The sequence below is a fragment of the Brevundimonas sp. P7753 genome, assembly GCF_013386595.1.
GTDB classification, from domain to species: domain Bacteria; phylum Pseudomonadota; class Alphaproteobacteria; order Caulobacterales; family Caulobacteraceae; genus Brevundimonas; species Brevundimonas bullata.
In genome coordinates, this window is sequence record NZ_JACARP010000099.1 from 1 (window position 1) to 20,037 (window position 20,037).

Below are 20,037 nucleotides of genomic sequence, written 5' to 3' on the forward strand. Positions count from 1 at the left end.
GCCCCCACCTGCAGCTCCCATGATGCGGATGATGGCCAAGGAGGCGATGGAGGATGTCGTCGTCACCGCCAATCGCGTCGCGCGTCAGGGTGAGCTGGGCGACTACAAGATCTACACCCTGCCGGAAGCGACCACGGTGGCGGCGCGCCAGACCAAGCAGGTGCGCTTCCTGGAGCGGGAAGGCGTGGCCTATGAGCGGGTTTATCGCGCCAGCGTGCTGAACAACGACGAAGAAGCGCGCCCGAGCGGCATCGTGTTGAAGCTCAGGAATGAGGAAGCTGCCGGGCTGGGCGTGGCCCTGCCGGGCGGCTCGGTGGCGGTGATGCAGCCGGACGGGGTGGGCGGTGTCCTGTTGGCCGGCCAGGATCGGTTCGAGGACAAGGGCGTGGGTCTGCCGGTGCGTCTGTCGTTCGGCGAATCGCTCGACGTGCGGGTGCAGACGCGGTTGGTGAAGTCGACCAGCTCGACGCGCGGAGCGGTTACGACGGACCGTTCCGAGATCGAGACCACCGTCACCAACGCCCGCGCCGAGCCCGTCACCGTCGAACTGGTCGCCGACGCGGCGATGTCGCGCGGCTTCCGCATCCGCAGCCAGTCGGTGCGCAGCCGCATCGACGACACGGGCTATCCGGTCTGGACCCTGACCGTGCCCGCCAATGGCGCGGCGGTCCTGAAGGCGGCGTGGACGACGACGGATTGAGGAATGGCCACCCTCTCCCGATGGGAGAGGGCTTGAGCCTCCAGGAGCGCAGCGACTGGCAAGGCGAAAGGGTGAGGGGCGACGGTCGATGTCGGCTGAAAGCCGTCGCTCGAACGTGGGCGCGCTTCCCGGCTGTTTTCACGCAGACATCGCTACGGCTCACGCCGACTGGAGCCGCGAACCCTCACCCTTTCGCGCAGCCGATCGCCTCCGGCTCTCGGGCGCTCAAGCCCTCTCCCATCGGGAGAGGGGCTTACTCCCCCTTGGCCGCCTGCCTGGGGCTGAACTTGGGGGCGGGGGCCAGGCGCATGACCTCGCCCTGATAGCGTTCGTCGTCGCCGGCTGCGGCGAAGGGCAGGGCGTCGGCGCAGGCTTGCAGCAGGGCGTCCAGCCAAGGCTTCTCGGCCTTGTGGAAGTCGCCCAGGACGTGGGGCATGACCAGGTGGCTCTCGCCCGGATGGCCGACGCCCATGCGGCCCCGGCGGAAGTCGGCGCCTAGGTGGCTGATCAGGCTGCGGACGCCGTTCTGGCCCGCTGCGCCGCCGCCGGTCTTCATGCGGAAACGGCCGGGGGCCAGGTCGATCTCGTCGTGGAAGACGATGATCTCGCTGGGTTTGATCTTGTAGAAGCGCGCCGCCTCGCCGACCGCGCGGCCGCTCTCGTTCATATAGGTCTGGGGCTTCATCAGCAGGACCTTGACCGGGCCGTCGGCGCTGTCGACCTCGCCTTCGCTGACGATGGACTGAAACTTGGCCCGCTCAGGACCGAAGCGCCAGCGGCGCGCGATCTCGTCCACGGCCATGAAGCCGATGTTGTGGCGGTTCTTTTCGTATTTGGGGCCCGGATTGCCCAGACCGGCGATGATGATCATGCGGACCTCATGCCCGCTGATCCGGGCAAAGAAAAGCCCCGCGCCGGCGAACCGGGCGGGGCTGAAATCTTCCGACGAAGAAAACCCTTAGGCTTCGGTTTCGCCTTCGGCGGTCGTGTCGCCGGCGTCCGACTGACCAGCGGCCGAGTTCTTGATCGTGGCGATCATGAAGTCGCGGTCGGCGATGACCGTCGTCGCGCCCTTGGGCAGGTCGATGTCCGAGATGCGGATGTTCTCGCCGATTTCGCGACCCTTCAGGTCAACGACCAGCTCGTCGGGGATCAGGTCGGCGGCGACCAGGATTTCGACCGAGTGACGGACGATTTCCAGCATGCCGCCGGCGCGGGTGAAGGGCGCCTCGTCAGCGTTCTTGAAGTGAACGGCGATCTCGATCTTGACCGGGGCGTTGGCGTCGACGCGCATCAGGTCGAAGTGCAGCGGGCGGTCCGACACGGGGTCGAATTGGACCGTCTTGGCGATGACCGGCTGGGTCTCGTCGCCGTACTTCAGGGTCACCAGGTGGCCCAGCAGCTTGCCGGTGTAGAGGGACTTGCGGAAGTCCTTCTCGTTCACCGAGATCGAGACGGGGGCCTTGTCGCCACCGTACAGGATGCCAGGCACAGCGCCCGAGCGACGAACAGCGCGTGCGCTGCCGGTGCCTGCGCCTTCGCGGACGTCAACGTTCAGAATGATCTCGGCCATCGGGCTCGCCTCAATAACAACAGTAACGCCGCGCCAACCGGGGCCCGCGCAGCGGGGTCATGAACCCTCGAATTCAAGAGGGCGGGCTATTACACGGATCAGGGGGAGGACGCAACCGCCCCGGTCGGTTTCAGCCCGCCATCGCCTCAGCTCATGCCGCTTCCCGGCGTGGGATTGGTTTCAGCGACCGTCACGGTCGGCGTCGTCGCAACCGGCATGGGGCCCGTATATTGGGCCGTGCAGATGGCCAGATCGCGCACGATGTGGCGGCCCGCGCAGAACATGTCCTCATAGCTGGGGCGCGAGGCGGCCAGGCACTGGAACAGCATCAGCTTGGACATGCTGGTGCAGAATTCGTTGTTTGATTCGTTCGTCAACGCGTCCGTATTGGGCTTGGCGTCGTCGCCTGCGGCGCCCAGGGCGGCCAGGGCGGCGATGGCCAGGGAGTTGACCATGGCGGGCGTGAAGGGGGCGCTGCGCTTGGCCGGGGTCAGGTTCAGGCCTGTGCCGCTGTTGGCGGCGGCGAAGAGACGGGCGCTTTCCTCGGCGGACGGCAGTTGCGCCGCCGACAGGGTCTTGGCGCTCTGCAGGCGCGTATCCCGGTTGGCGATGGGGGTGACGGCCCAGCGGCGACGCGGATCGCGGCGCTCCTGGATCGTATAGGCGTCGCCTTCGACGGCCTCGGCGAGGGCCGTCAGGGAGGCGATGTCCTTGCCCATGGTCGCTGTGATCAGACCGGCTGCCGCGTCTGCGCCGGGCAGGGTGGCGGCATAGGCGGGGTCGGCCACGATGCTGGCGATCATCTGCTGGCGCAGGGCGGGCGTGGAGCCGAACTGGCGCACCCCCGCGACATATTCGGGCGACTGCAGCGCCAGGATGGAACCGTAGGCGATCATGCCGCGCGACAGCTGGGCCGGCTCATAGGCGGCTCCCTTGCGGATCGCGGTCTGGATGGATTCCGCGTCGGGGAAGCCGGCCTGGATGGTGCCGACCTCACGCACAAACGAGACGTAGATCGCAGCGGCCTGAGCCACGCTCTCGTTCAGGCTTACCGCCGGCAGGGGCGGCGGCGGCGGCGGCGGCGGCGCGACCGGCTCCGGCGTCGAGCAGCTTGCCAGAATGGCGGCGGCGGCGATGGCGGCGACGGACAGGCCGCGGCGCAAGAAGGCCTGGGACATCGGCGAACTTCCCTCTAATCGAACGCGGGGCGCGCAGAAGCGCGCCCGAGAATACTGAAGCGTCTTATATCGCTGAGGGAATGGTTATTCGAAGGTTAATCGAACAGCTTCGAGACCGATTCCTCATTGGCGATGCGGCGGATAGCTTCGCCGATCAGAGGGGCCACGGATACGGTGCGAATCTTTCCGCACTTCAAAACTTCGTCAGGCTGTTCGATGGAATCGGTGATCACCAGCTCCTTCAGCGGGCCGTTGGTGACGCGCTGAACCGCCGGTCCCGACAGGACGCCGTGGCTGATATAGGCCGAGACCTCGGTGGCGCCGCGATCGATCAGGGCCTGGGCCGCGTTGACCAGGGTGCCGCCCGAATCGACGATGTCGTCGAACAGGATGCAGCGGCGGCCTTCGACGTCGCCGATGATGTTCATGACTTCGCTTTCGCCCGCCTTGGGGCGGCGCTTGTCGACGATGGCCAGATCGGCGTCGAGGCGCTTGGCCAGCGAACGGGCGCGCACCACGCCGCCGACGTCGGGCGAAACGATCATTAGGTCGTCGCCGCGCGGATAGTGGTCCTTGATGTCCTGGGCCAGCACCGGGGTCGCGACCAGGTTATCGGTCGGAATGTCGAAGAAGCCTTGGATCTGACCGGCGTGCAGATCCATCGTCAGGACGCGGTGAGCGCCCGCGCGGGTGATCATGTTGGCGACCAGCTTGGCCGAGATGGGCGTGCGCCCGCCGGTCTTCCGGTCCTGACGCGCATAGCCGAAGTAGGGCATGACCGCCGTGATCCGCCGCGCCGACGCCCGCACCAGGGCGTCCGTCATGATCAGCAGCTCCATCAGGTTGTCGTTGGCCGGATAGGAGGTCGACTGGATGATGAAGACGTCCTCGCCGCGGACGTTCTCCTCGATGACGGCGAAAACCTCGTTATCGGCGAATCGTTTCACCTGAGCCTTGGTCAGCGGCATGTCGAGGTGGCTGGCGATGGCCTGGGACAGAGTCCGGTTCGAATTGCCAGAGAGCAGCTTCATTACCGGTCATCCTTTTGCCGTCATCGCTGCGCCAATGAGCGCAGTCGTTTCTGGACGCGCTCTTTAGCAGCGGATCGCTTTGCATCAACCCGTCATGACGGATTTCGCTGCATTGGCATGGTCGCAGTCGCTGCTATAGAGGTCGCCGTAACGACAGCGGCGCACCGGGGGTGCGCTGTGACCAAGGCATCTTAAGAGGTCGCCCTTGCCCGCTTCGAAGTTCCGTTCCGGCCTGACCCTGATGACGGTCGCCGTCGCCGCCCTGACGGTTTCCGCCTGCGCCGGAACCAAGCCCCGTCAGAAGCTGGCCTATGAAGAGCGCCCGGTCGAGGCGCTCTACAACACCGGCTATCAGCGCCTGCAGTCCAAGCGCTGGTCCGACGCCATCGACTATTTCCAGGAAGTCGAACGCCAGCATCCCTATTCGGAGTGGTCGCGCCGCGCGATCCTGATGCAGGTCTACGCCTATTATCAGAACAACAACTATCAGGACGCGATTGCGGCGGCTGACCGCTTCATCGCCCTTTTCCCCGGCAATCCGTCGGCGGCCTACGCCTTCTACATGCGCGCCATCTGCAATTTCGAGCAGATCGTCGATGTGGGTCGCGACCAGGGCTATGCCGAGGCCGCTCTGGTCGGTCTGCGCGACGTGGCGCGTCGCTATCCCAATACGGCCTACGCCACCGACGCCCGAATCAAGATCGACATGGTCAACGACCAGCTGGCCGGCAAGGAAATGGCCGTGGGCCGCTTCTATCAGCGCGCCAGCCAGCCGCTGGCGGCCCTGAACCGCTACAAGGCCGTGATCAACAACGAAGCCTTCCAGCGCAGTTCGCACACGCCCGAGGCCCTGTATCGTCTGGTCGAGGTCAACGTGGCCCTGGGCCTGACCGAAGAGGCGACCCGCAACGCCGCCGTCCTGGGCCACAACTATCCGGGCAGCCCCTGGTATGCAGATGCCTACGCCCTGCTGACCGAGCGCGGCCAGCGCCCGGACGTCCAGCCGGAAGCCAAGCGTGAAAGCTGGCTGCAGCGGATCATCCCCGGCGGGGCCTGATCTGAGGGGGAACTGCGGAAAGACGCTGCGTTCCCCTTCTGTTTCCGGCTACACTGGGCTGTAAAGTCGAATCAAGCTGGCGCATGCTGACCACACTCTCGATCCGTGACGTCGTCCTCGTCGACGCCCTCGACCTGGAGGTCGGCGAAGGCCTGACCGTGCTGACCGGCGAGACCGGGGCCGGCAAGTCCATCATTCTCGACGCCCTGGGTCTGGCCCTGGGCGCACGCGGCGACGCCGGGCTGGTGCGCGCCGGCGCCAAGCAGGCGGTCGCCACCGCCGTCTTCACCGCCCCCGACGACGCCGCCGTCATCGACCTGCTGGCCGAGCGCGGCTTCGAGGTCGCGCCGGGCGAGGAGCTGATCCTGCGCCGTGTCGTCTCGGCCGACGGCCGCAGCCGCGCCTACGTCAACGACCAACCGGCGGGCGTCACGGCCCTGCGCGAGATCGGCGCCCTGCTGGTCGAGGTGCATGGTCAGCACGAGACGGTCGGTCTGCTGGACTGGAAGACCCACCGCGCCCTGCTGGACAACTATGGCGGCTTGCAGCCCCAGCTGTCGGGCGTGGCCGCCGCCGCTGAACGGCTGAAGGCCGCGCAAGGGCGTCTGGATGCGCTGGAAGCCTCCGCCGCCGAAGCCGCCGCCAAGGCCGAGGAGATCGCCCTCAACCTGGCCGACCTTGACGCCCTGGACCCTCAGCCGGACGAGGAGACCGAACTGGCTGGCGAACGCGCTATCCTGGGCGCCTCGGAAAAGGCCGTCGCCGATCTGGCCGACGCCCGCAACCTGCTGGGCGGGGACAAGCTGAGCCAGCGTCTGGCCTCGGCCCTGCGCGCCGTCGAACACGCCCGCCAGCGCGCGGTGCAGGCGGGCGCCGAGGGCGACAACCTTATCATCATCAAGCTGGGTCTGGCCGCCGAGGCGGTGGACCGGGCCCTGGTCGAGGCGACGGAAGCCGTCGCCGCCGTCGACGCCGCCGCCGACGCCTTCGACTTCGAACCGGGGCGTCTGGACAAGGCCGAGGAGCGGCTGTTCGCCCTGCGCGCCGCCGCGCGAAAACTGAACACGACGGTCGACGCCCTGCCGAGCCTGCGCGTTCGTCTGCGTGAACAACTGCGTCTGATCGAAAATGGCGCCGAGGCCCTGACCAATGCGCGTCGGGAGGTGGCCGTGGCGATCGAGGCCTATGACGTGGCCGCCATGCTGCTGACCTCGGCGCGTGAGGCGGCGGGCGACCGCCTGACCGCCGCCGTCATGGGCGAGCTGGGGCCGCTGAAGTTGGACCGCGCCCGTTTCCGCGTGAGCCTGGAGCCTATCGAAGGCCGTCGCGGGCCTCTGGGCGTCGAGACGGTACGCTTCGAGGTCGCCACCAACGCCGGCACGCCCTTCGGGCCCCTGGACACCGTGGCCTCGGGCGGCGAACTGGCCCGGTTTGCTCTGGCCATGAAGGCGGCTCTGGCCAGCCGAGAAGACCAGCGTCAGCCGGTCATGATCTTTGACGAGGTCGATCAGGGCGTCGGCGGCGCCGTGGCCGAGGCCGTGGGCAGCCGTCTGCAACGCCTGTCGAACGGGGCCCAGGTCCTGGTCGTCACCCACAGCCCTCAGGTCGCCTCACGCGGCCACGCCCACTGGAAGGTGCGCAAGGCCGACCACGACGGCCACACCCGCACCTCTATCGACGTCCTGGAACCCCATCCGCGTCAGGAAGAAATCGCCCGGATGTTGTCCGGCGCCGAGATCACGGATGAAGCGCGGGCGGCGGCGCGGGTGCTGATAGGCTAGGGCTTACAAAGCTTAGCCTTTCAATCTTCTGTCTTGGGGGAGCCGTTGGGACTAGCTGCAGACCTGCCCGACTCAGGAAGAGATCGCCCGGATGTACGTCGAGATCACGGGCGAGGCGCGGGTCTGACCGGCTGACGCTCTGAGAACGAGGTTGCTGCGTTTGGCCAACCGGACCTATCTTGCTGTCTTCAGGTCGAGGGGGAGCGAGACATGAACAGGATCGTAGCGGCTGTCGTGGCCGGGGTGATCGCCATGGCGCCTATGGCGGCGTCGGCGCAGGACTATGGAAGATACAGCGATGCGGCGGCTCAGACCGAGCTGGGGCGTATCGCCATTGTGGACATGGCCGTCATGGCGCCGATGCGCGACGGGATCGGCCTGGCCACCAACGTCTATCGACCCAAGGACGCCAAAGGGCCTCTGCCCACCATCCTGTGGAAGACGCCCTACAACGAACTGGCCTACAGTCCGCGCACCACGCGCAACGCTCTGACCTGGGTCAGCCGTGGCTATGCCTTCGTGGTGCAGAACGAGCGGGGGCGCTATTTCTCGGAGGGCGAGTATGAAATCCTCGGCTATCCGCAGACGGACGGCTATGACTCACTGACATGGATCGCGGCGCAACCCTGGTCGAACGGTAAGGTCGGCACCTTGGGCTGTTCGTCGTCGGCTGAATGGCAACTGGCCCTGGCGGCGCAGAACCATCCCGCTCACGCCGCCATGGTGCCGCAGGCGGCGGCGGCCGGGATCGGCAAGGTCGGTCGCTTCCAGGAACAGGGCAACTGGTACACCGGCGGCGTGCCGCGCAACCTGTTCTTCATCTGGCTGTATGGCGTCGACAATCCGCAGCGTGCACAGATTCCCTCTGGCCTGGATCAGGAAGAGCGGGCGCGCATCGTCCGCTACAACGATCTGGACGCCAAGAAGCCTGAGGTGAAGTGGTCTAGCCAGATCCGTCACCTGCCCGTCAGCGAGATGCTGGCGGATCTGGGCGAGCCGCCGGCGACCTTCGAAACGCTGATCGCGCGCACGCCGGCGGACCCGGCCTGGCGGGAGGGCGGTCTCTATCACGACGACATGGGCTGGGGCGTGCCGTCGCTCTGGTTCAACAGTTGGTATGACGTCTCGATCGGGCCGAACATGGAGCTGTTCAACCACGCGCGCTCCACCACCCAAGATGCAGAGGCGGCCGCCAATCAGTATGTGGTGGTCGGGCCGAACAACCACTGCGCCTTTGCCGCACTGGGGCCGAATTTCCGATCGGGTGATCGCGATCTGGGTGACGCCAGCTTTGACAGCGACGCCATGGTTCATGCCTGGTTCGACCGCTGGCTGAAGGGCGAGCGCGGAGCGTTTTCGGAAAGCACGCCGCACGTCCAGTATTTCAACATGGGCGAGAACCGCTGGCGGTCGGCGGCGCAATGGCCGCCCGCGGAGGTCAAGACCGTGCGTATGTACCTACGCTCGAGTGGTGGGGCCAACAGCCTGAACGGCGATGGCCGTCTAAGCCTGGAGGCCCCGCCCGCAGGCGAGGCGCCGGACCGATATCGCTATGATCCGATGAATCCGGTTCAGACTATCGGCGGCGGCGACTGCTGCAATGGCGGTCTGGTTCTCGCGGGGGCCTATGACCAGCGCCAGATCGAGGCTCGAAACGACGTGCTGGTCTATACGTCGGACGTCCTGACACAGCCGATGCAGGTGACTGGATTTGTCGACGCCGTGCTGAAGGTGTCTTCCTCGGCGCCGGACACGGACTATGCGGTCAAGCTGGTGGATGTGGCGCCTGACGGCACAGCCTACATCCTGGGCGACACCATCATCCGGGCCCGCTATCGCAATGGCTTCGATAGGCCCGCCATGTTGACGCCGGGGGAGGTGGCGACCGTTCAGCCGACCCCAATGACCATCAGCAACACCTTCCAGCCCGGCCACCGTATCCGGGTCGAAGTGACCAGCTCCAACTTCCCCAAGTTCGTGCGGAACCTGAACACGGGGGGAGCGAACGAGACGGAGAATAGCGGCGTGGTCGCAGACAACGCCGTGCACCATGCCGGCGATCAGGCGTCCTATATCGAGCTGCCGGTTCTAAAATAGGCTGGCGACGCTCCTTGCCTTGAGCCGGCAAGGAGCGTCTGAGGCCCGGTCTTCAGACCCCCAGGATCCAGCCTTCTTCGCTTTCGACCTGAGCCACCAGGGTCTCGTCGGCCGTTTTCGGCGGGGCGAAGGCCTTTTGCAGCGTGCCGGCGTCGTCCATCTGGGCGAAGGCTTCGGCGGCGGTGCGGACCTGGGCCTGGGTCTTGTATTCCTTGACGCCTTCGCCGTTGATCTTGCGCTTGGCGTCGAACAGGGCGGGCCAGACCTCAACCACGACGGCCGACAGGGGTTCGACGTCGGCCTCGGTCAATTCACGCCAGCCGGTGTTGAAGGGCCAGACGGCGGCCGAGGCGCCCAGCTTGTCCAGCAGGCGGCGCAGCATGGGCACGCCCAGCAGGGTCAGGCCGCCGACGGCGCCCGCGCCGTGCATCTGCCAGACGCTCTTGGGCGGCAGCTTGTCCTTGCGCGCGGCGACTTCGGTGGCGCGGAATTCGGGGATGTCGGCGCCGGCGCCTTCGGGCGGCTTGGTCGTGGTCAGCCAGCGCTGAGCCTGGCTGGCGGGGGCGCCCCAGAAGGGCCAGGGCTGATCCGTCATCAGACGGTTCATCTTGGCCGCGACCTGATAGCGGTTGTTGGTGTTGTCGGCCTTGTCGACGATGTTGGCGGCCAGGAACTTGCCCATGGCCTCCCACGGTCGACCGTCCAGCTTCAGACGCGCAGCCGTGCCGGCGGGGAAGCCGAAGTCGAAGTCGAAGCCGACCAGGACGCGGTCGCCGCGCTTTCTGTGTTCAGCCAGCAGGTCGGCGATCAGGGCTTCGCCCTCGGCGCGCGTGGCGACGTTGTGGGTCTCGGTATAGAGGCGGAAACGCACGTCGCGCTTGGCGACGCCGACCCACAGGGTCTGCTCGCCCAGCTTCTTGCCTTCGGCGGCGGTCCAGTCTGCGATGATGTAGGCGTCGAAGAGACGGGCCACGGCGGGCTCCTGAAAACACGGTAAACAGTAGAGGCGGCTTCTAGCCTTCCACGACGAGGCCGGGAAGGGGGGCGCGAAGGGCGATCAGCGCTTCATCAGGGCTTCGACGTGCGACAACCAGCGGCGCCCCAGTCGCAGCGCCTCGGACGGAGAGCCGGTCGAGGCCGGCAGGTCGGCGTTCCACAGGGCCAGTTCGAACTCCGGATTGCGCGTATCGTCGAACATGAGGCGTAAGACCACCTGTTCCGCCTCGGGCACGACGATGTCCAGATCCTTGCGCACCGCGCCGCGTCGGGCGCGGGCGACGACATGGCCATCAACGATGATCTCCCCGCCCTCGACCTCGTCAAAGGCGTAAACCAGGCCCTGTGAACCGCGCTTCCACAGCACCACCACCTGACCGCCTTCGAAATCCAGACCGGCGGCGCGGCCCTGCGCCGGGGACAGGGCCTCGGTGTCGGCCTTGCCCCCCAAGGTCTTCATCAGCGCCCGCTTCAGCCGCCGCTCCGGCTCCATCCACCAGGACAGCATCAGGGCGCCCGTCGTCAGGAAGGCGGCGGTCAGGGCGATCAGCAGGATGACCCTGAACGTCTCGCCCATGGGTCAGGCGTCCAGGTCGAGGTCGACCACGACGGGCACGTGATCGCTGGGCTTGTCCATGTCGCGGGCCTCGCGGTGGGTTTCGATGGCCCGGAAACGGTCGGCGGCCTGGGGCGACAGCAGGGCGTAGTCGATGCGGATGCCGTTGTTCCTCTGCCAGGCGCCGGCCTGGTAGTCCCAGAAGGTGTAGGTGCCCTCGGGCTCGCCGCCGAGCTCGTGGGCGTCCGATAGGCCCAGCCACTTCATGGCGTTCAGCGCCGCGCGCGTTTCCGGCTGGAACAGGGCGTCGTTGACCCAGTCCTCGGGCTTGGCCGCGTCGTCGGGCGTCAGGATGCAGTTGTAGTCGCCGCAAAGGGCCAACGGCTCTTCATAGGCCAGCAGGGCCTTGGCGTGGTCGTGCAGACGCTGGAACCAGGCCAGCTTGTAGGGAAACTTCTCGGTGCCGACGGGATTGCCGTTGGGCAGATAGATGGACGCCACGCGCACCGGAACCGGGGCCTCGACGACGGCCTCCAGATACCGGGCCTGTTCGTCTGCGTCGTCGCCGGGCAGGCCGCGCCGGATGTCGGACAGGGGGTGCTTCGACAGGATGGCGACGCCGTTATAGGTCTTCTGACCGTGGGTCTCGACGTTGTAGCCCAGGCTTTCGAAGGCCTCGCGCGGGAATTTCTCGTCCACGCATTTGATCTCCTGGAAGCAGACGACGTCAGGATTGGCGGCTTCCAGCCAGGCCAGCACGGTCGGCAGGCGGGCGTTGACCGAGTTTACGTTCCAGGTGGCGATGCGCATGGCCTTAAGGCTAAGGCTAGCCGCGTTCACCGTGAAGGGGTTGGTGAAAACAAAGACGCCGCCGGATCGCTCCGGCGGCGTCTTGTTCGTTCGACGATCAGGCCTGGCTTAGGCTTGCGGGGTCTCAGCCGGAGGCGTCGTCGTCAGCTTGCAGCCGCCGCCGATTTTTTCAGCCACGGCGCAGGGATAGATCTGCTGCACGGCGTGCGCGGCGTCGGTGCGCGCGATGAAGCCGTCGCCAGCAGCGCAGGAGGCCTCATAGAAGCGCCCGTTGGCGTTCTGGCCCATCAGGCGAACCTGCTGGACGTCGCAAGCGGCGGCGTCCGTTCCGGCCAACCACGACTTCACGGTCGCGGCCTGCTCAGTCGGGGTGGTGAAGGCGCAGGTGGCGTTCTGGACCAGCACCTGCAGGCACTCGGTTTTTTCCCAGCCGGAGGCGGAGCGTTGAATATGATAGCCTTCGACGCCGACGCAGCCGATTTCGTACACCAGCGTACCGTCCGATGTGGCGCCGACCACAGCGCCCTGATCCACCTGGCAGGGAAGGCCGGCTTCCTGGGCATAGGCGGTGAAGACCGCCAGAGCGTTGTCGTTGGCGGGCAGGGTGCACACGGTGCCGACGTCAGCGGCGGGGTCCGCCTGCCGCTTCTTGTCGGCCTGAGAGGCGAGGACCAGGCAATCAAGCGCCTCAGGCGGCGTGGAGCCGATGATGATATAGCCGGGGCCGGTGGCGCAGACGGCTTCGTAGAGGCTGATCTTTTCCGCGGTTTGACCCAGCAGCTTGGCTTCGGTCGCCTGACAGTCCTTGTTGGCTGCGGCGAGGAAGCCTTGCGCCGCAGCCAGGGCGGCAGCCGGATCGGGCGCGGCTTCACGACCGCGACGGCGGTCCTGACGCGAGCGGTTTTGGTTCGCTGAGTCGTCCTCGATAGCGCGTTCACGCTGGGCGCGCTGGTCCATGGGCGACGCCGCCAGAACCGGGGTGAGCGTCGTCAGCGACAGGGCGACCGCGACGCACAGGGTCTGGCTCAAATGTTTGATGGTCACGAAAGGGGCTCCTCCGCCTCAAGAAATCGTGAAATCCATGACGCTCCAGGGATGAGCGGTCAAGCGCGGCCGTCGCCTTGGATTGCGCCGCTGGACCTGAAGGGCGCAATTCGCTTATGTCGATCAGTTGCGATTGGAGACTGACTTGGCGGACGGCGTGATGAGTGACGAGGCGGCGACGACCTTGCGCGGCCTGACCTATCCGTCGGGGCCGCCGCCAGAGGCCGGCGCTGCGATCGAGGTCGCGCCGGGCGTGCTGTGGCTGCGTCTGCCGCTGCCGATGACGTTGAACCACATCAATGTCTACGCCTTGGCGGACGGCGACGGCTGGACCCTGGTGGACACCGGGCTGAAAACCAGCGCCTCACGCGAGGGCTGGGAGACGGCGTTTGTCGGGCCGCTGGGCGGCAAGCCGGTCAAGCGGGTCATCTGCACCCATATGCATCCCGATCATATCGGACTGGCGGGCTGGCTGTGCGCGCGGTTCGAGGCGCCGCTGCTGATGTCGCGGCTGGAATATGTGACGGCGCGGATGCTGATCGCCGACGAGGGCCGGCCGGCCCCTGACGAGGGCGCGGTCTTCTATCGCGCCGCGGGCTGGAACGAAGAGCAGATCGCCCGTTGGCGCACCGGCTATGGCGGTTTCGGCAAGGCGGTGGCGGCCATGCCTTCGGCCTATCTGCGTCTGACGGAAAACGATGTGTTGCGTATCGGCGATGACGACTGGCGCGTCGTCGTCGGCGAAGGACACAGCCCCGAGCACGTCTGCCTGTGGCGTGAGCGCGACGGCGTCCTGCTGTCCGGCGATCAGATCCTGCCGCGCATTTCCTCGAACGTCTCCGTCTGGCCGACCGAGCCCGAGGGCGATCCCCTGGGCGAATGGCTGCGCTCGCTTGAGGCGCTGAAGGCTCGGCTGCCGGGCGACCTGTTCGTCCTGCCGTCGCACGGCGAGCCCTTTTACGGCGTCACGACCCGGCTGGAGGCCCTGATCCGGGGGCATGAGACCGCATTGAAGCGGCTGGAGCGGACGCTGAAGACGCCGTCTCGCGCCGTTGACGTCTTCTCGGCCCTGTTCGCGCGCCCGGTGGGCGACGAGGTGCTGAGCATGGCGACGGGCGAGGCGATCGCACATCTGAACTATCTGGCCCGCGAGGGGCGGGCCCGACGTGACCGTGATGAGGCGGGCGTCGATTGGTGGACACTGACGGAGGCGGCGCAATGAGCGAACACATCAAGGTCGAACTGGACGGCGGCGTCCTGACGGTCGTCTTCGACCGGGCGGACAAGAAGAACGCCATCACCCAGGCCATGTACACGGCCCTGGCCGAGGCGACTGAGCGGGCCAAGGTGGACGACGCCGTGCGTGTGGTCCTGTTCCGCAGCGAGGGGGACGCCTTCTCGGCCGGCAACGACATCGCCGACTTCATCGCCCTGGGCTCTCAGAGCAGCGGCGATCTGGTCGAGATGGGTGTGTTCCGCTTTCTCAAGGCCCTGGCCGATCTGGACAAGCCGGCGGTGGCGGCGGTGCGGGGACGGGCCGTAGGCATTGGCCTGACCCTGCTGCTGCATTGCGACATGGTGGTGGTGGCCGAGGACGCCTTGCTGTCGGTTCCCTTCGTCAACCTGGCCCTGGCGCCCGAGGCGGCGTCGTCGCTGCTGTTGCCGGCGACCATCGGCCATCAGCGGGCGTTTGAGCTGTTCGCCTTGGGCGAGGCCATCGACGGCAAGACGGCCCTGGCCTGGGGCCTGGCCAACCGGGCGGTTCCGGCCGATCAGGTCGACGCCACGGCGCGCCAGTTGGCCGACAAGCTGGCCCAGCGGGCGCCCAACTCGATCCGCAAGACCAAGGCCCTGATGCGCGACGCCGAGGCTCTGTGGGGTCTGATGCAGCGCGAAGCCCAAGCCTTTGGCTCGCAGATGCGCAGCCCTGAAGCCATGGAGGCCTTCATGGCCTTCAGCCAGAAACGGGCCCCGGATTTCTCGAAAGCCGGCTGATTTCTCGCAAACGCGATTGATTCGAGGGGGCTGGGGGGCTAGGCGCCGCGCATGAACGCCGTCGCCGTCCCAGTCTCCGTCGAGTCCGCCGCCCCCGTCCGCATCGAGCGAGAACGATCGGGGGATGCGGCGGCGATCGACGCCCTGGTTCTGGCGGCCTTTGGTCCCGGTCGGTTCGCCAAGACGGCGGAGCGGCTGCGGGAGGCCGCTCAACTGGCTGTCGGCTTCACCGCCTTCGAGGGCGAGCGGCTGATCGGCTCGGTACGGCTGTGGTCGATCATGGCGGGCGAGGCGCGCTCGGTGTTTCTGGGTCCCATCGCCGTTGATGCGTCCAGCCGTCGCGGCGGGCTGGGTGCGGAACTGGTGCAGGCCTGCATCGAAGAGGCCAGGGCGACGAAACTGGATGGCGTTCTGCTGATCGGCGACCCGCCCTATTTCTCGCGCTTCGGCTTTGTGGCCGCGCCAGACGCCGTCTTCAGCGGGCCGGTGGATCGACGTCGGATCATGTGGCTGCCGATCACGGACGTGGCGCCGGTCGGTCCGGTTCATCCGGTCGCCTGAGGGCCGTTCGACCTTCCTTTGCCGGGCGACGCGCCCCATAGTTCGCTCATGACGAACCCAGAGACATCGTCGGGCCTGTCCAGCGTGGCTGAAGCCGCGCGTCAGGCGCCGGGGCGCGGGCTGCCGCCGGTGCATCTGTGGCATCCCGAGCATTGCGGCGACATCGACATCCTTATCCGCGCCGACGGAGTGTGGATGCACGAAGGCTCGCCCATCGGTCGGACGGAACTGGTGCGATTGTTCTCGACCGTGCTGAGGAAGGACGCGGACGGCTATCATCTGGTCACGCCCGTCGAGAAGCTGAAGATCAGGGTCGAGGACCTGCCGTTCCGGGCGATCACGATGCAGGCGGTTGACGGCGTGTTGCGCTTCACGACCGATGTCGGCGACGTGGTCGAGGCCGGGGCGGACCATCCGATCATTGTCGAGACCGACGCCGCGACTGGCGAACCGGCGCCGCGCGTCCATGTTCGGGCCGACCTGTGGGCGCGGATCGCGCGGCCGGTCTTCTATGAGCTGGTCGACCTGGCCGAGGCGGCGGAGGGGCGACTGTGGGTGCGGTCCGGCGGCGAGGCCTTCGTTCTGGGAGAACTGGAATGAGCTGCGACAGTCTGAGGGCGCGGCTGGAGGCCCGTCTGGACCCGGTGGAGTCCTGGAGCCCTGAGCGAACGGCCATCCGCTCGGACTACGACCTGAACCCGGGCGCGGCGCGGCCGACGCGCGAACTGCGGCCCGCGGCGGTTCTGGTGCCGATCATCATGCATGACGACGGCCCCACGGTGCTGATGACGCGGCGCTCGGACAGTCTGGCCAGCCACACCGGCCAGATCGCCTTTCCCGGCGGACGGCTGGACCCTGGCGAGACGGCGGGACAGGCGGCCCTGCGCGAAGCCTTCGAAGAGGTTTCGCTGGACCCTGGCGTGGTCGAACTGCTGGGGATGGGCGATCCCTATGAAACGGGGACGGGGTTTCTGGTCACGCCGGTGGTCGGCTGGCTGACCGCCGCGCCGTTGGTCAAGCCGTCGCCGGACGAGGTGGCCGAGGTGTTCGAGGTGCCGTGGGACTTCCTGATGGACCCGGTCAATCACCGCCGCGACTTCTATGATCCCGAAGGCGGCGCACGACGCTGGTTCTGGGCCATGCCGTTCGAGGAACGCTACATCTGGGGCGTGACGGCGGGCATTCTGAAGGGTCTGTTCGGGCGGCTGTACGGCGACGAAATCGAGCCCCTGTCGGCGGCGGCCGAGGACGCCGCGTGAGCCATCGGCTGCAAGGTCAGGACTGGCTGACGGCCTCGGCGACGCGGGCGGTCATTGCGGCGCTGGCGGCGGCAGGCGGGCCTGACTGCGCCCGCTTCGTCGGCGGCTGCGTGCGCAACGCCCTGATCGGCGCGCCCATCGACGACATCGACATCGCCACGACCTTGACGCCCGACGCCGTGGTCGCGGCGCTGAAGGCGGCGGGATTGAGATCGGTCCCGACCGGCATCGAGCACGGCACGGTGACGGCGATCTCGGAGCATCAGCCGTTTGAGATCACCAGCCTGCGCCGGGACGTCTCGACCGACGGGCGACGCGCCACGGTGGCCTTCACCACGGACTGGAGCGAGGACGCGGGGCGGCGCGATTTCAGGCTGAACGCCCTCTATGCCGATGCGGACGGCGTCATTCTGGACCCCACAGGCCAAGGTTTTGACGACGCCCTGGCGGGGCGGATCGTCTTTGTCGGCGAACCCGAGGGCCGCATCCGCGAGGACTATCTGCGTATTCTGCGCTTCTATCGGTTCTATGCCTGGTACGGGCGGGGCGCGCCCGATGCGGCGGCGGTGGCAGCCTGTGCGGCCCTGGCCGAGGGCGTCGAGCAGTTGTCGGCGGAGCGGGTGTCCAAGGAACTGCTGAAGCTGCTGGCCGCGCCCGATCCGCGTCCGGCGGTGCGGCTGATGGATGCGGCGGGGGTGCTGGGGCGGGTGCTTTCGGGACCTGCGGACCTGACGCTGTTCGAGGCGATGACGGACTTGAGCGGGGATGCGGTGCTACGACTGTCGGCCCTGCTGCCAGATGATCCGGCGCGCGTGGGCGAGATTGCGCGCGCTCTGCGCATGTCCAATGCTCAACGTGACCGGCTGATCGAGGCCGTGAGCGGCGAGGCGACGACGCGCCTGACCGACGCCCAGGCGCGGTCCATCATCTATCGCGACGGGCGTCAGGCCTTCGAGGACCGCGTCATGCGGGCCTGGGCGGCGGGCGGCGATCTTGGCGGCGCGCGGCGACTGGTGGCTCTAGCGCAGGCTTGGGCGCGGCCGTCTCTGCCGGTCGGCGGGCGTGATCTGGCGCGGCTAGGCTTGAAGCCGGGGCCGGAGACAGGGCGGGTGCTGAAGGCCTTTGAGGACGGCTGGATCGCGGACGACTTCCCTGATCACGACCACGAGGATCGGCTCAGGGCGCTTCTGCCGCCAGCGTAAAGCGGGTGACGACCGGGCGGTGGTCCGAGCCGGTCTTGCGGCCCAGCCTGCGCTCCAGCAGGGCCAGATCGGGCGAGCGCCAGACCTGGTCGATGGTCATGCCGACCGCTGCGGGCGCCGCCGAGGGCCAGGTGCCGGGCCAGCCGGGGGCGGGGATCAGACCCGTCTCGGCCTGGATCTGACGACCGATCCGGGCGCTGGACACGCTGTTGAAATCGCCCGCCGCGATGACCGGGCCGGTCATGTCGCGGCGGATGGCGGCCAGGGCCGTCGCCTGATTGATCTGGCCCCATTGGTACTGGAAGGGCCAGGGCCGGGTCAGGTGGGCGCCGATGATGTTGACGGGGCCGAGCGGGGTCTGGGCGACCGCCGCCACCGAGACCAGGCCGTCGGGCCGGTCGGCGACAGCGGTCAGGGGATAGCGCGAGGCGATGGCCGCGCGCGCCGCGCCGCTGGGCCGGTCCACGCGGGCGTTGAGGACGCGATGGGGATAGCCCGCCAGCACGCGATCCAGTTGGGCCGAGGGCGCGTCGCCGAGCTCGACCAACACCACGATGTCGGGGTCGGCCTCGGCGATGGAGCGGGTGATGGCCGCCACGTCTTTGTTCCAGGCCCACAGGTTTGCGGAATATAGGGTCAACGTCGGCGCGCCTTCGCGGGGCAGGGCGCCGCCGCGAGGGAACCATTGGGGCCAGACGGCGAGGATCAGAAGCGCGGTGACAGCCAGGCTCGCGATCATGGCTGGCCGCAGCCGCAACAGGGCGTAAATCAGGCTCAGAACCAGGGTCGCGGCCAAGGCCGGGGCTGGGAACTGGGCCAGAATATCGGTCCAGCGGTGGCCGATGCGGGACAGCGCCGCCAAGGCGACGGCGGCGGGCGCGGCCAGTAGGCCCAGCGCCGCCAGGTGGATCGCGGCCTTCAAGGGTGAGATCAAACGGACGTCCTCGCGGAGCAAACGCGGCGGACCGCGCTCTTGGCCTATCCGACCGGAGCGGCGCGTGTCGAGGGCTGCGTGCTCGACGGGGAACCTCACGCACAATCTGGCGGGCCAATGCCGGGGATTTACCGGGTTTGACGTGCGCTGCGTCCCTTCAACGCGCCGGGGCGGCGAGGCTGAGCAGACTGGTCCTCCAATCTTTGGAGATCATTCGATGAGCGACGACGCCAGCGCGCGGCTGGGCCTGCCCTATCTGGCCGCCGGACAACTGCAGAAACACGTAACCTTGAACGAGGCGCTGACGCGTCTGGACGCCCTGACCCAGACGGCGGTGGTCAGCCGCACGGTGACGGCCCAACCCGCCGCGCCCGCAGACGGCGCGCTCTACATCCTGCCATCCGACCCGACCGGCGCGGACTGGGGCGGGCGACCGGCGGGCAGCCTGATGCGCGCCGAGGCCGGGGGTTGGATCGTGGTCCCGGCGCCGGACGGTCTGCTGGCCGTCGTGCTGGACAGCGAGGAGGTTCTGGTTTGCCGCGCCGGGGTCTGGGCGTCGGTCTCCGCCGGGGCGGTCGAGCCAGTGACCGTGTTGCAGAACCTGACCCGTCTGGGCGTGAACACGGAGGCGGACGCGACCAACATCGTGGCCGCGCGCCTGAACAAGGCGCTGTGGACGGCGCTGGAGAGCGAGAGCGGCGGGGACGGCGACCTGCGCTTCACCTTCAATAAGCAGGGGGCGAGCGATGTCCTGTCCCTGCTGTTCCAGAGCGGCTGGGGCGGCCGGGCCGAACTGGGTCTGGTCGGCGACGACGACCTTAGGCTCAAGGTCAGCGCCGACGGCGGAACCTGGCACGACGCCTTCTCGGTGGATCGCACGAGCGGGCGGCTGTGGTTTTCTCAGGGGGCGACGCGACGTGAGACCACGGTGCTGACCTCTGGCGGCAGTTGGACCCCGCCCGCCTGGGCGCGCTGGATCGAGGCGATCTGCGTCGGCGGCGGCGGCGGCGGGGGCGCTGGCGCGGCCGGGACCCCTGGAACCACGCGCTTCGGCGGCGGGGGCGGCGGTGCCGGCGGCGTCGTTTCGGGGCTGTGGCCGGTCAACGGCTTTTCAGGCGCCTTGACCGTGGTGGTCGGGGCGGGCGGGAGCGGCGGCGGCGCTGGAGCGAATTCCACGGTCTCTGCCGGGAGCGTTCTGTTGCTGACCGGCGAGGGCGGCAGGGCTGGGGCGACGGGCAACGCCGCCTCGGGCCTGGGCGGGGC

20 protein-coding genes are annotated in these 20,037 nt (G+C 67.8%); 11 read left to right on the top strand and 9 right to left on the bottom strand.

From position 1 onward, the window contains the following. A partial coding sequence (locus HX774_RS16320) for a DUF4139 domain-containing protein (protein WP_370523728.1) occupies nucleotides 1-700 on the top strand: 700 nt, incomplete at its 5' end. 253 nt (nucleotides 701-953) lie between these two features. Here HX774_RS16320 and pth read toward each other — a convergent pair. The 4 genes from pth to HX774_RS16340 form a co-directional block, all read right to left on the bottom strand. Continuing rightward, nucleotides 954-1,571 (bottom strand): aminoacyl-tRNA hydrolase, encoded by a 618-nt coding sequence (pth, locus tag HX774_RS16325; protein WP_178828503.1) that lies wholly within the window; start codon nucleotides 1,569-1,571, stop codon nucleotides 954-956. An 87-nt stretch (nucleotides 1,572-1,658) separates the two neighbouring features. Further along, nucleotides 1,659-2,273 carry a 50S ribosomal protein L25/general stress protein Ctc gene (locus HX774_RS16330; RefSeq protein ID WP_178828505.1) on the bottom strand — a complete coding sequence of 205 codons (615 nt, stop codon included), beginning with the start codon at nucleotides 2,271-2,273 and terminating at the stop codon, nucleotides 1,659-1,661. A gap of 146 nt (nucleotides 2,274-2,419) precedes the next feature. Then, nucleotides 2,420-3,451, bottom strand: coding sequence for a hypothetical protein (locus HX774_RS16335; protein ID WP_178828507.1), 1,032 nt, complete (start codon nucleotides 3,449-3,451; stop codon nucleotides 2,420-2,422). Between the two features lie 95 nt (nucleotides 3,452-3,546). Further along, complete coding sequence (locus HX774_RS16340; protein WP_178828509.1) at nucleotides 3,547-4,482, bottom strand: ribose-phosphate pyrophosphokinase; 936 nt, start codon at nucleotides 4,480-4,482, stop codon at nucleotides 3,547-3,549. A gap of 241 nt (nucleotides 4,483-4,723) precedes the next feature. On the opposite strand from HX774_RS16340, the gene HX774_RS16345 reads away from it, so the two are divergent. From HX774_RS16345 to HX774_RS16355, 3 genes are all read left to right on the top strand, one after another. Further along, complete coding sequence (locus HX774_RS16345) at nucleotides 4,724-5,539, top strand: outer membrane protein assembly factor BamD (RefSeq protein WP_178828532.1); 816 nt, start codon at nucleotides 4,724-4,726, stop codon at nucleotides 5,537-5,539. An 83-nt stretch (nucleotides 5,540-5,622) separates the two neighbouring features. Next, on the top strand, nucleotides 5,623-7,320 hold the full coding sequence (recN, locus tag HX774_RS16350) for a DNA repair protein RecN (protein ID WP_178828511.1): 1,698 nt from the start codon (nucleotides 5,623-5,625) through the stop codon (nucleotides 7,318-7,320). Between the two features lie 210 nt (nucleotides 7,321-7,530). Further along, complete coding sequence (locus HX774_RS16355) at nucleotides 7,531-9,417, top strand: CocE/NonD family hydrolase (RefSeq protein ID WP_178828513.1); 1,887 nt, start codon at nucleotides 7,531-7,533, stop codon at nucleotides 9,415-9,417. 52 nt (nucleotides 9,418-9,469) lie between these two features. Here the strand turns inward: HX774_RS16355 and HX774_RS16360 are convergent, their stop codons facing one another. From HX774_RS16360 to HX774_RS16375, 4 genes are all read right to left on the bottom strand, one after another. Beyond that, entirely contained in the window at nucleotides 9,470-10,390 is a 921-nt protein-coding gene (locus tag HX774_RS16360) for a cobalamin biosynthesis protein CbiG (RefSeq protein ID WP_178828515.1), read from the bottom strand. 84 nt (nucleotides 10,391-10,474) lie between these two features. Next, on the bottom strand, nucleotides 10,475-10,990 hold the full coding sequence (locus HX774_RS16365) for a hypothetical protein (RefSeq protein ID WP_178828517.1): 516 nt from the start codon (nucleotides 10,988-10,990) through the stop codon (nucleotides 10,475-10,477). Nucleotides 10,991-10,993: 3 nt separating this feature from the next. Then, on the bottom strand, nucleotides 10,994-11,779 hold the full coding sequence (locus HX774_RS16370) for an exodeoxyribonuclease III (protein ID WP_178828519.1): 786 nt from the start codon (nucleotides 11,777-11,779) through the stop codon (nucleotides 10,994-10,996). Nucleotides 11,780-11,887: 108 nt separating this feature from the next. Beyond that, entirely contained in the window at nucleotides 11,888-12,823 is a 936-nt protein-coding gene (locus HX774_RS16375) for a hypothetical protein (protein WP_370523730.1), read from the bottom strand. Nucleotides 12,824-12,968: 145 nt separating this feature from the next. Here HX774_RS16375 and HX774_RS16380 point away from each other — a divergent pair, with 145 nt between their 5' ends. The 6 genes from HX774_RS16380 to HX774_RS16405 are packed head-to-tail and all read left to right on the top strand — an operon-like array spanning nucleotide 12,969 to nucleotide 17,840. Further along, nucleotides 12,969-14,045, top strand: coding sequence for an MBL fold metallo-hydrolase (locus HX774_RS16380; RefSeq protein WP_255500504.1), 1,077 nt, complete (start codon nucleotides 12,969-12,971; stop codon nucleotides 14,043-14,045). Then, on the top strand, nucleotides 14,042-14,818 hold the full coding sequence (locus HX774_RS16385) for an enoyl-CoA hydratase (RefSeq protein ID WP_178828521.1): 777 nt from the start codon (nucleotides 14,042-14,044) through the stop codon (nucleotides 14,816-14,818). Before HX774_RS16380 ends, HX774_RS16385 begins: the two co-directional genes overlap by 4 nt. A 51-nt stretch (nucleotides 14,819-14,869) precedes the next feature. Continuing rightward, on the top strand, nucleotides 14,870-15,379 hold the full coding sequence (locus tag HX774_RS16390; RefSeq protein WP_178828522.1) for a GNAT family N-acetyltransferase: 510 nt from the start codon (nucleotides 14,870-14,872) through the stop codon (nucleotides 15,377-15,379). A gap of 48 nt (nucleotides 15,380-15,427) precedes the next feature. Then, nucleotides 15,428-15,979 carry a DUF1285 domain-containing protein gene (locus HX774_RS16395; protein WP_178828524.1) on the top strand — a complete coding sequence of 184 codons (552 nt, stop codon included), beginning with the start codon at nucleotides 15,428-15,430 and terminating at the stop codon, nucleotides 15,977-15,979. Continuing rightward, nucleotides 15,976-16,638: a CoA pyrophosphatase gene (locus tag HX774_RS16400; protein WP_178828526.1), complete on the top strand. Its 663-nt coding sequence runs from the start codon at nucleotides 15,976-15,978 to the stop codon at nucleotides 16,636-16,638. Before HX774_RS16395 ends, HX774_RS16400 begins: the two co-directional genes overlap by 4 nt. Beyond that, on the top strand, nucleotides 16,635-17,840 hold the full coding sequence (locus tag HX774_RS16405) for a CCA tRNA nucleotidyltransferase (RefSeq protein ID WP_178828528.1): 1,206 nt from the start codon (nucleotides 16,635-16,637) through the stop codon (nucleotides 17,838-17,840). Before HX774_RS16400 ends, HX774_RS16405 begins: the two co-directional genes overlap by 4 nt. Here HX774_RS16405 and HX774_RS16410 read toward each other — a convergent pair. After that, nucleotides 17,815-18,774: an endonuclease/exonuclease/phosphatase family protein gene (locus HX774_RS16410; RefSeq protein ID WP_218650477.1), complete on the bottom strand. Its 960-nt coding sequence runs from the start codon at nucleotides 18,772-18,774 to the stop codon at nucleotides 17,815-17,817. The two genes, HX774_RS16405 and HX774_RS16410, sit on opposite strands and share 26 nt — an antisense overlap. 217 nt (nucleotides 18,775-18,991) lie before the next feature. On the opposite strand from HX774_RS16410, the gene HX774_RS16415 reads away from it, so the two are divergent. Then, a partial coding sequence (locus HX774_RS16415) for a DUF2793 domain-containing protein (RefSeq protein WP_178828530.1) occupies nucleotides 18,992-20,037 on the top strand: 1,046 nt, incomplete at its 3' end.

Coding starts and splice junctions, on each gene's coding strand:
- pth (WP_178828503.1), bottom strand. CDS start 1,571: ATGATCATCATCGCCGGTCTGGGCAATCCGGGCCCCAAATACGAAAAG.
- HX774_RS16330 (WP_178828505.1), bottom strand. CDS start 2,273: ATGGCCGAGATCATTCTGAACGTTGACGTCCGCGAAGGCGCAGGCACC.
- HX774_RS16335 (WP_178828507.1), bottom strand. CDS start 3,451: ATGTCCCAGGCCTTCTTGCGCCGCGGCCTGTCCGTCGCCGCCATCGCC.
- HX774_RS16340 (WP_178828509.1), bottom strand. CDS start 4,482: ATGAAGCTGCTCTCTGGCAATTCGAACCGGACTCTGTCCCAGGCCATC.
- HX774_RS16345 (WP_178828532.1), top strand. CDS start 4,724: ATGACGGTCGCCGTCGCCGCCCTGACGGTTTCCGCCTGCGCCGGAACC.
- recN (WP_178828511.1), top strand. CDS start 5,623: ATGCTGACCACACTCTCGATCCGTGACGTCGTCCTCGTCGACGCCCTC.
- HX774_RS16355 (WP_178828513.1), top strand. CDS start 7,531: ATGAACAGGATCGTAGCGGCTGTCGTGGCCGGGGTGATCGCCATGGCG.
- HX774_RS16365 (WP_178828517.1), bottom strand. CDS start 10,990: ATGGGCGAGACGTTCAGGGTCATCCTGCTGATCGCCCTGACCGCCGCC.
- HX774_RS16370 (WP_178828519.1), bottom strand. CDS start 11,779: ATGCGCATCGCCACCTGGAACGTAAACTCGGTCAACGCCCGCCTGCCG.
- HX774_RS16385 (WP_178828521.1), top strand. CDS start 14,042: ATGAGCGAACACATCAAGGTCGAACTGGACGGCGGCGTCCTGACGGTC.
- HX774_RS16390 (WP_178828522.1), top strand. CDS start 14,870: ATGAACGCCGTCGCCGTCCCAGTCTCCGTCGAGTCCGCCGCCCCCGTC.
- HX774_RS16395 (WP_178828524.1), top strand. CDS start 15,428: ATGACGAACCCAGAGACATCGTCGGGCCTGTCCAGCGTGGCTGAAGCC.
- HX774_RS16400 (WP_178828526.1), top strand. CDS start 15,976: ATGAGCTGCGACAGTCTGAGGGCGCGGCTGGAGGCCCGTCTGGACCCG.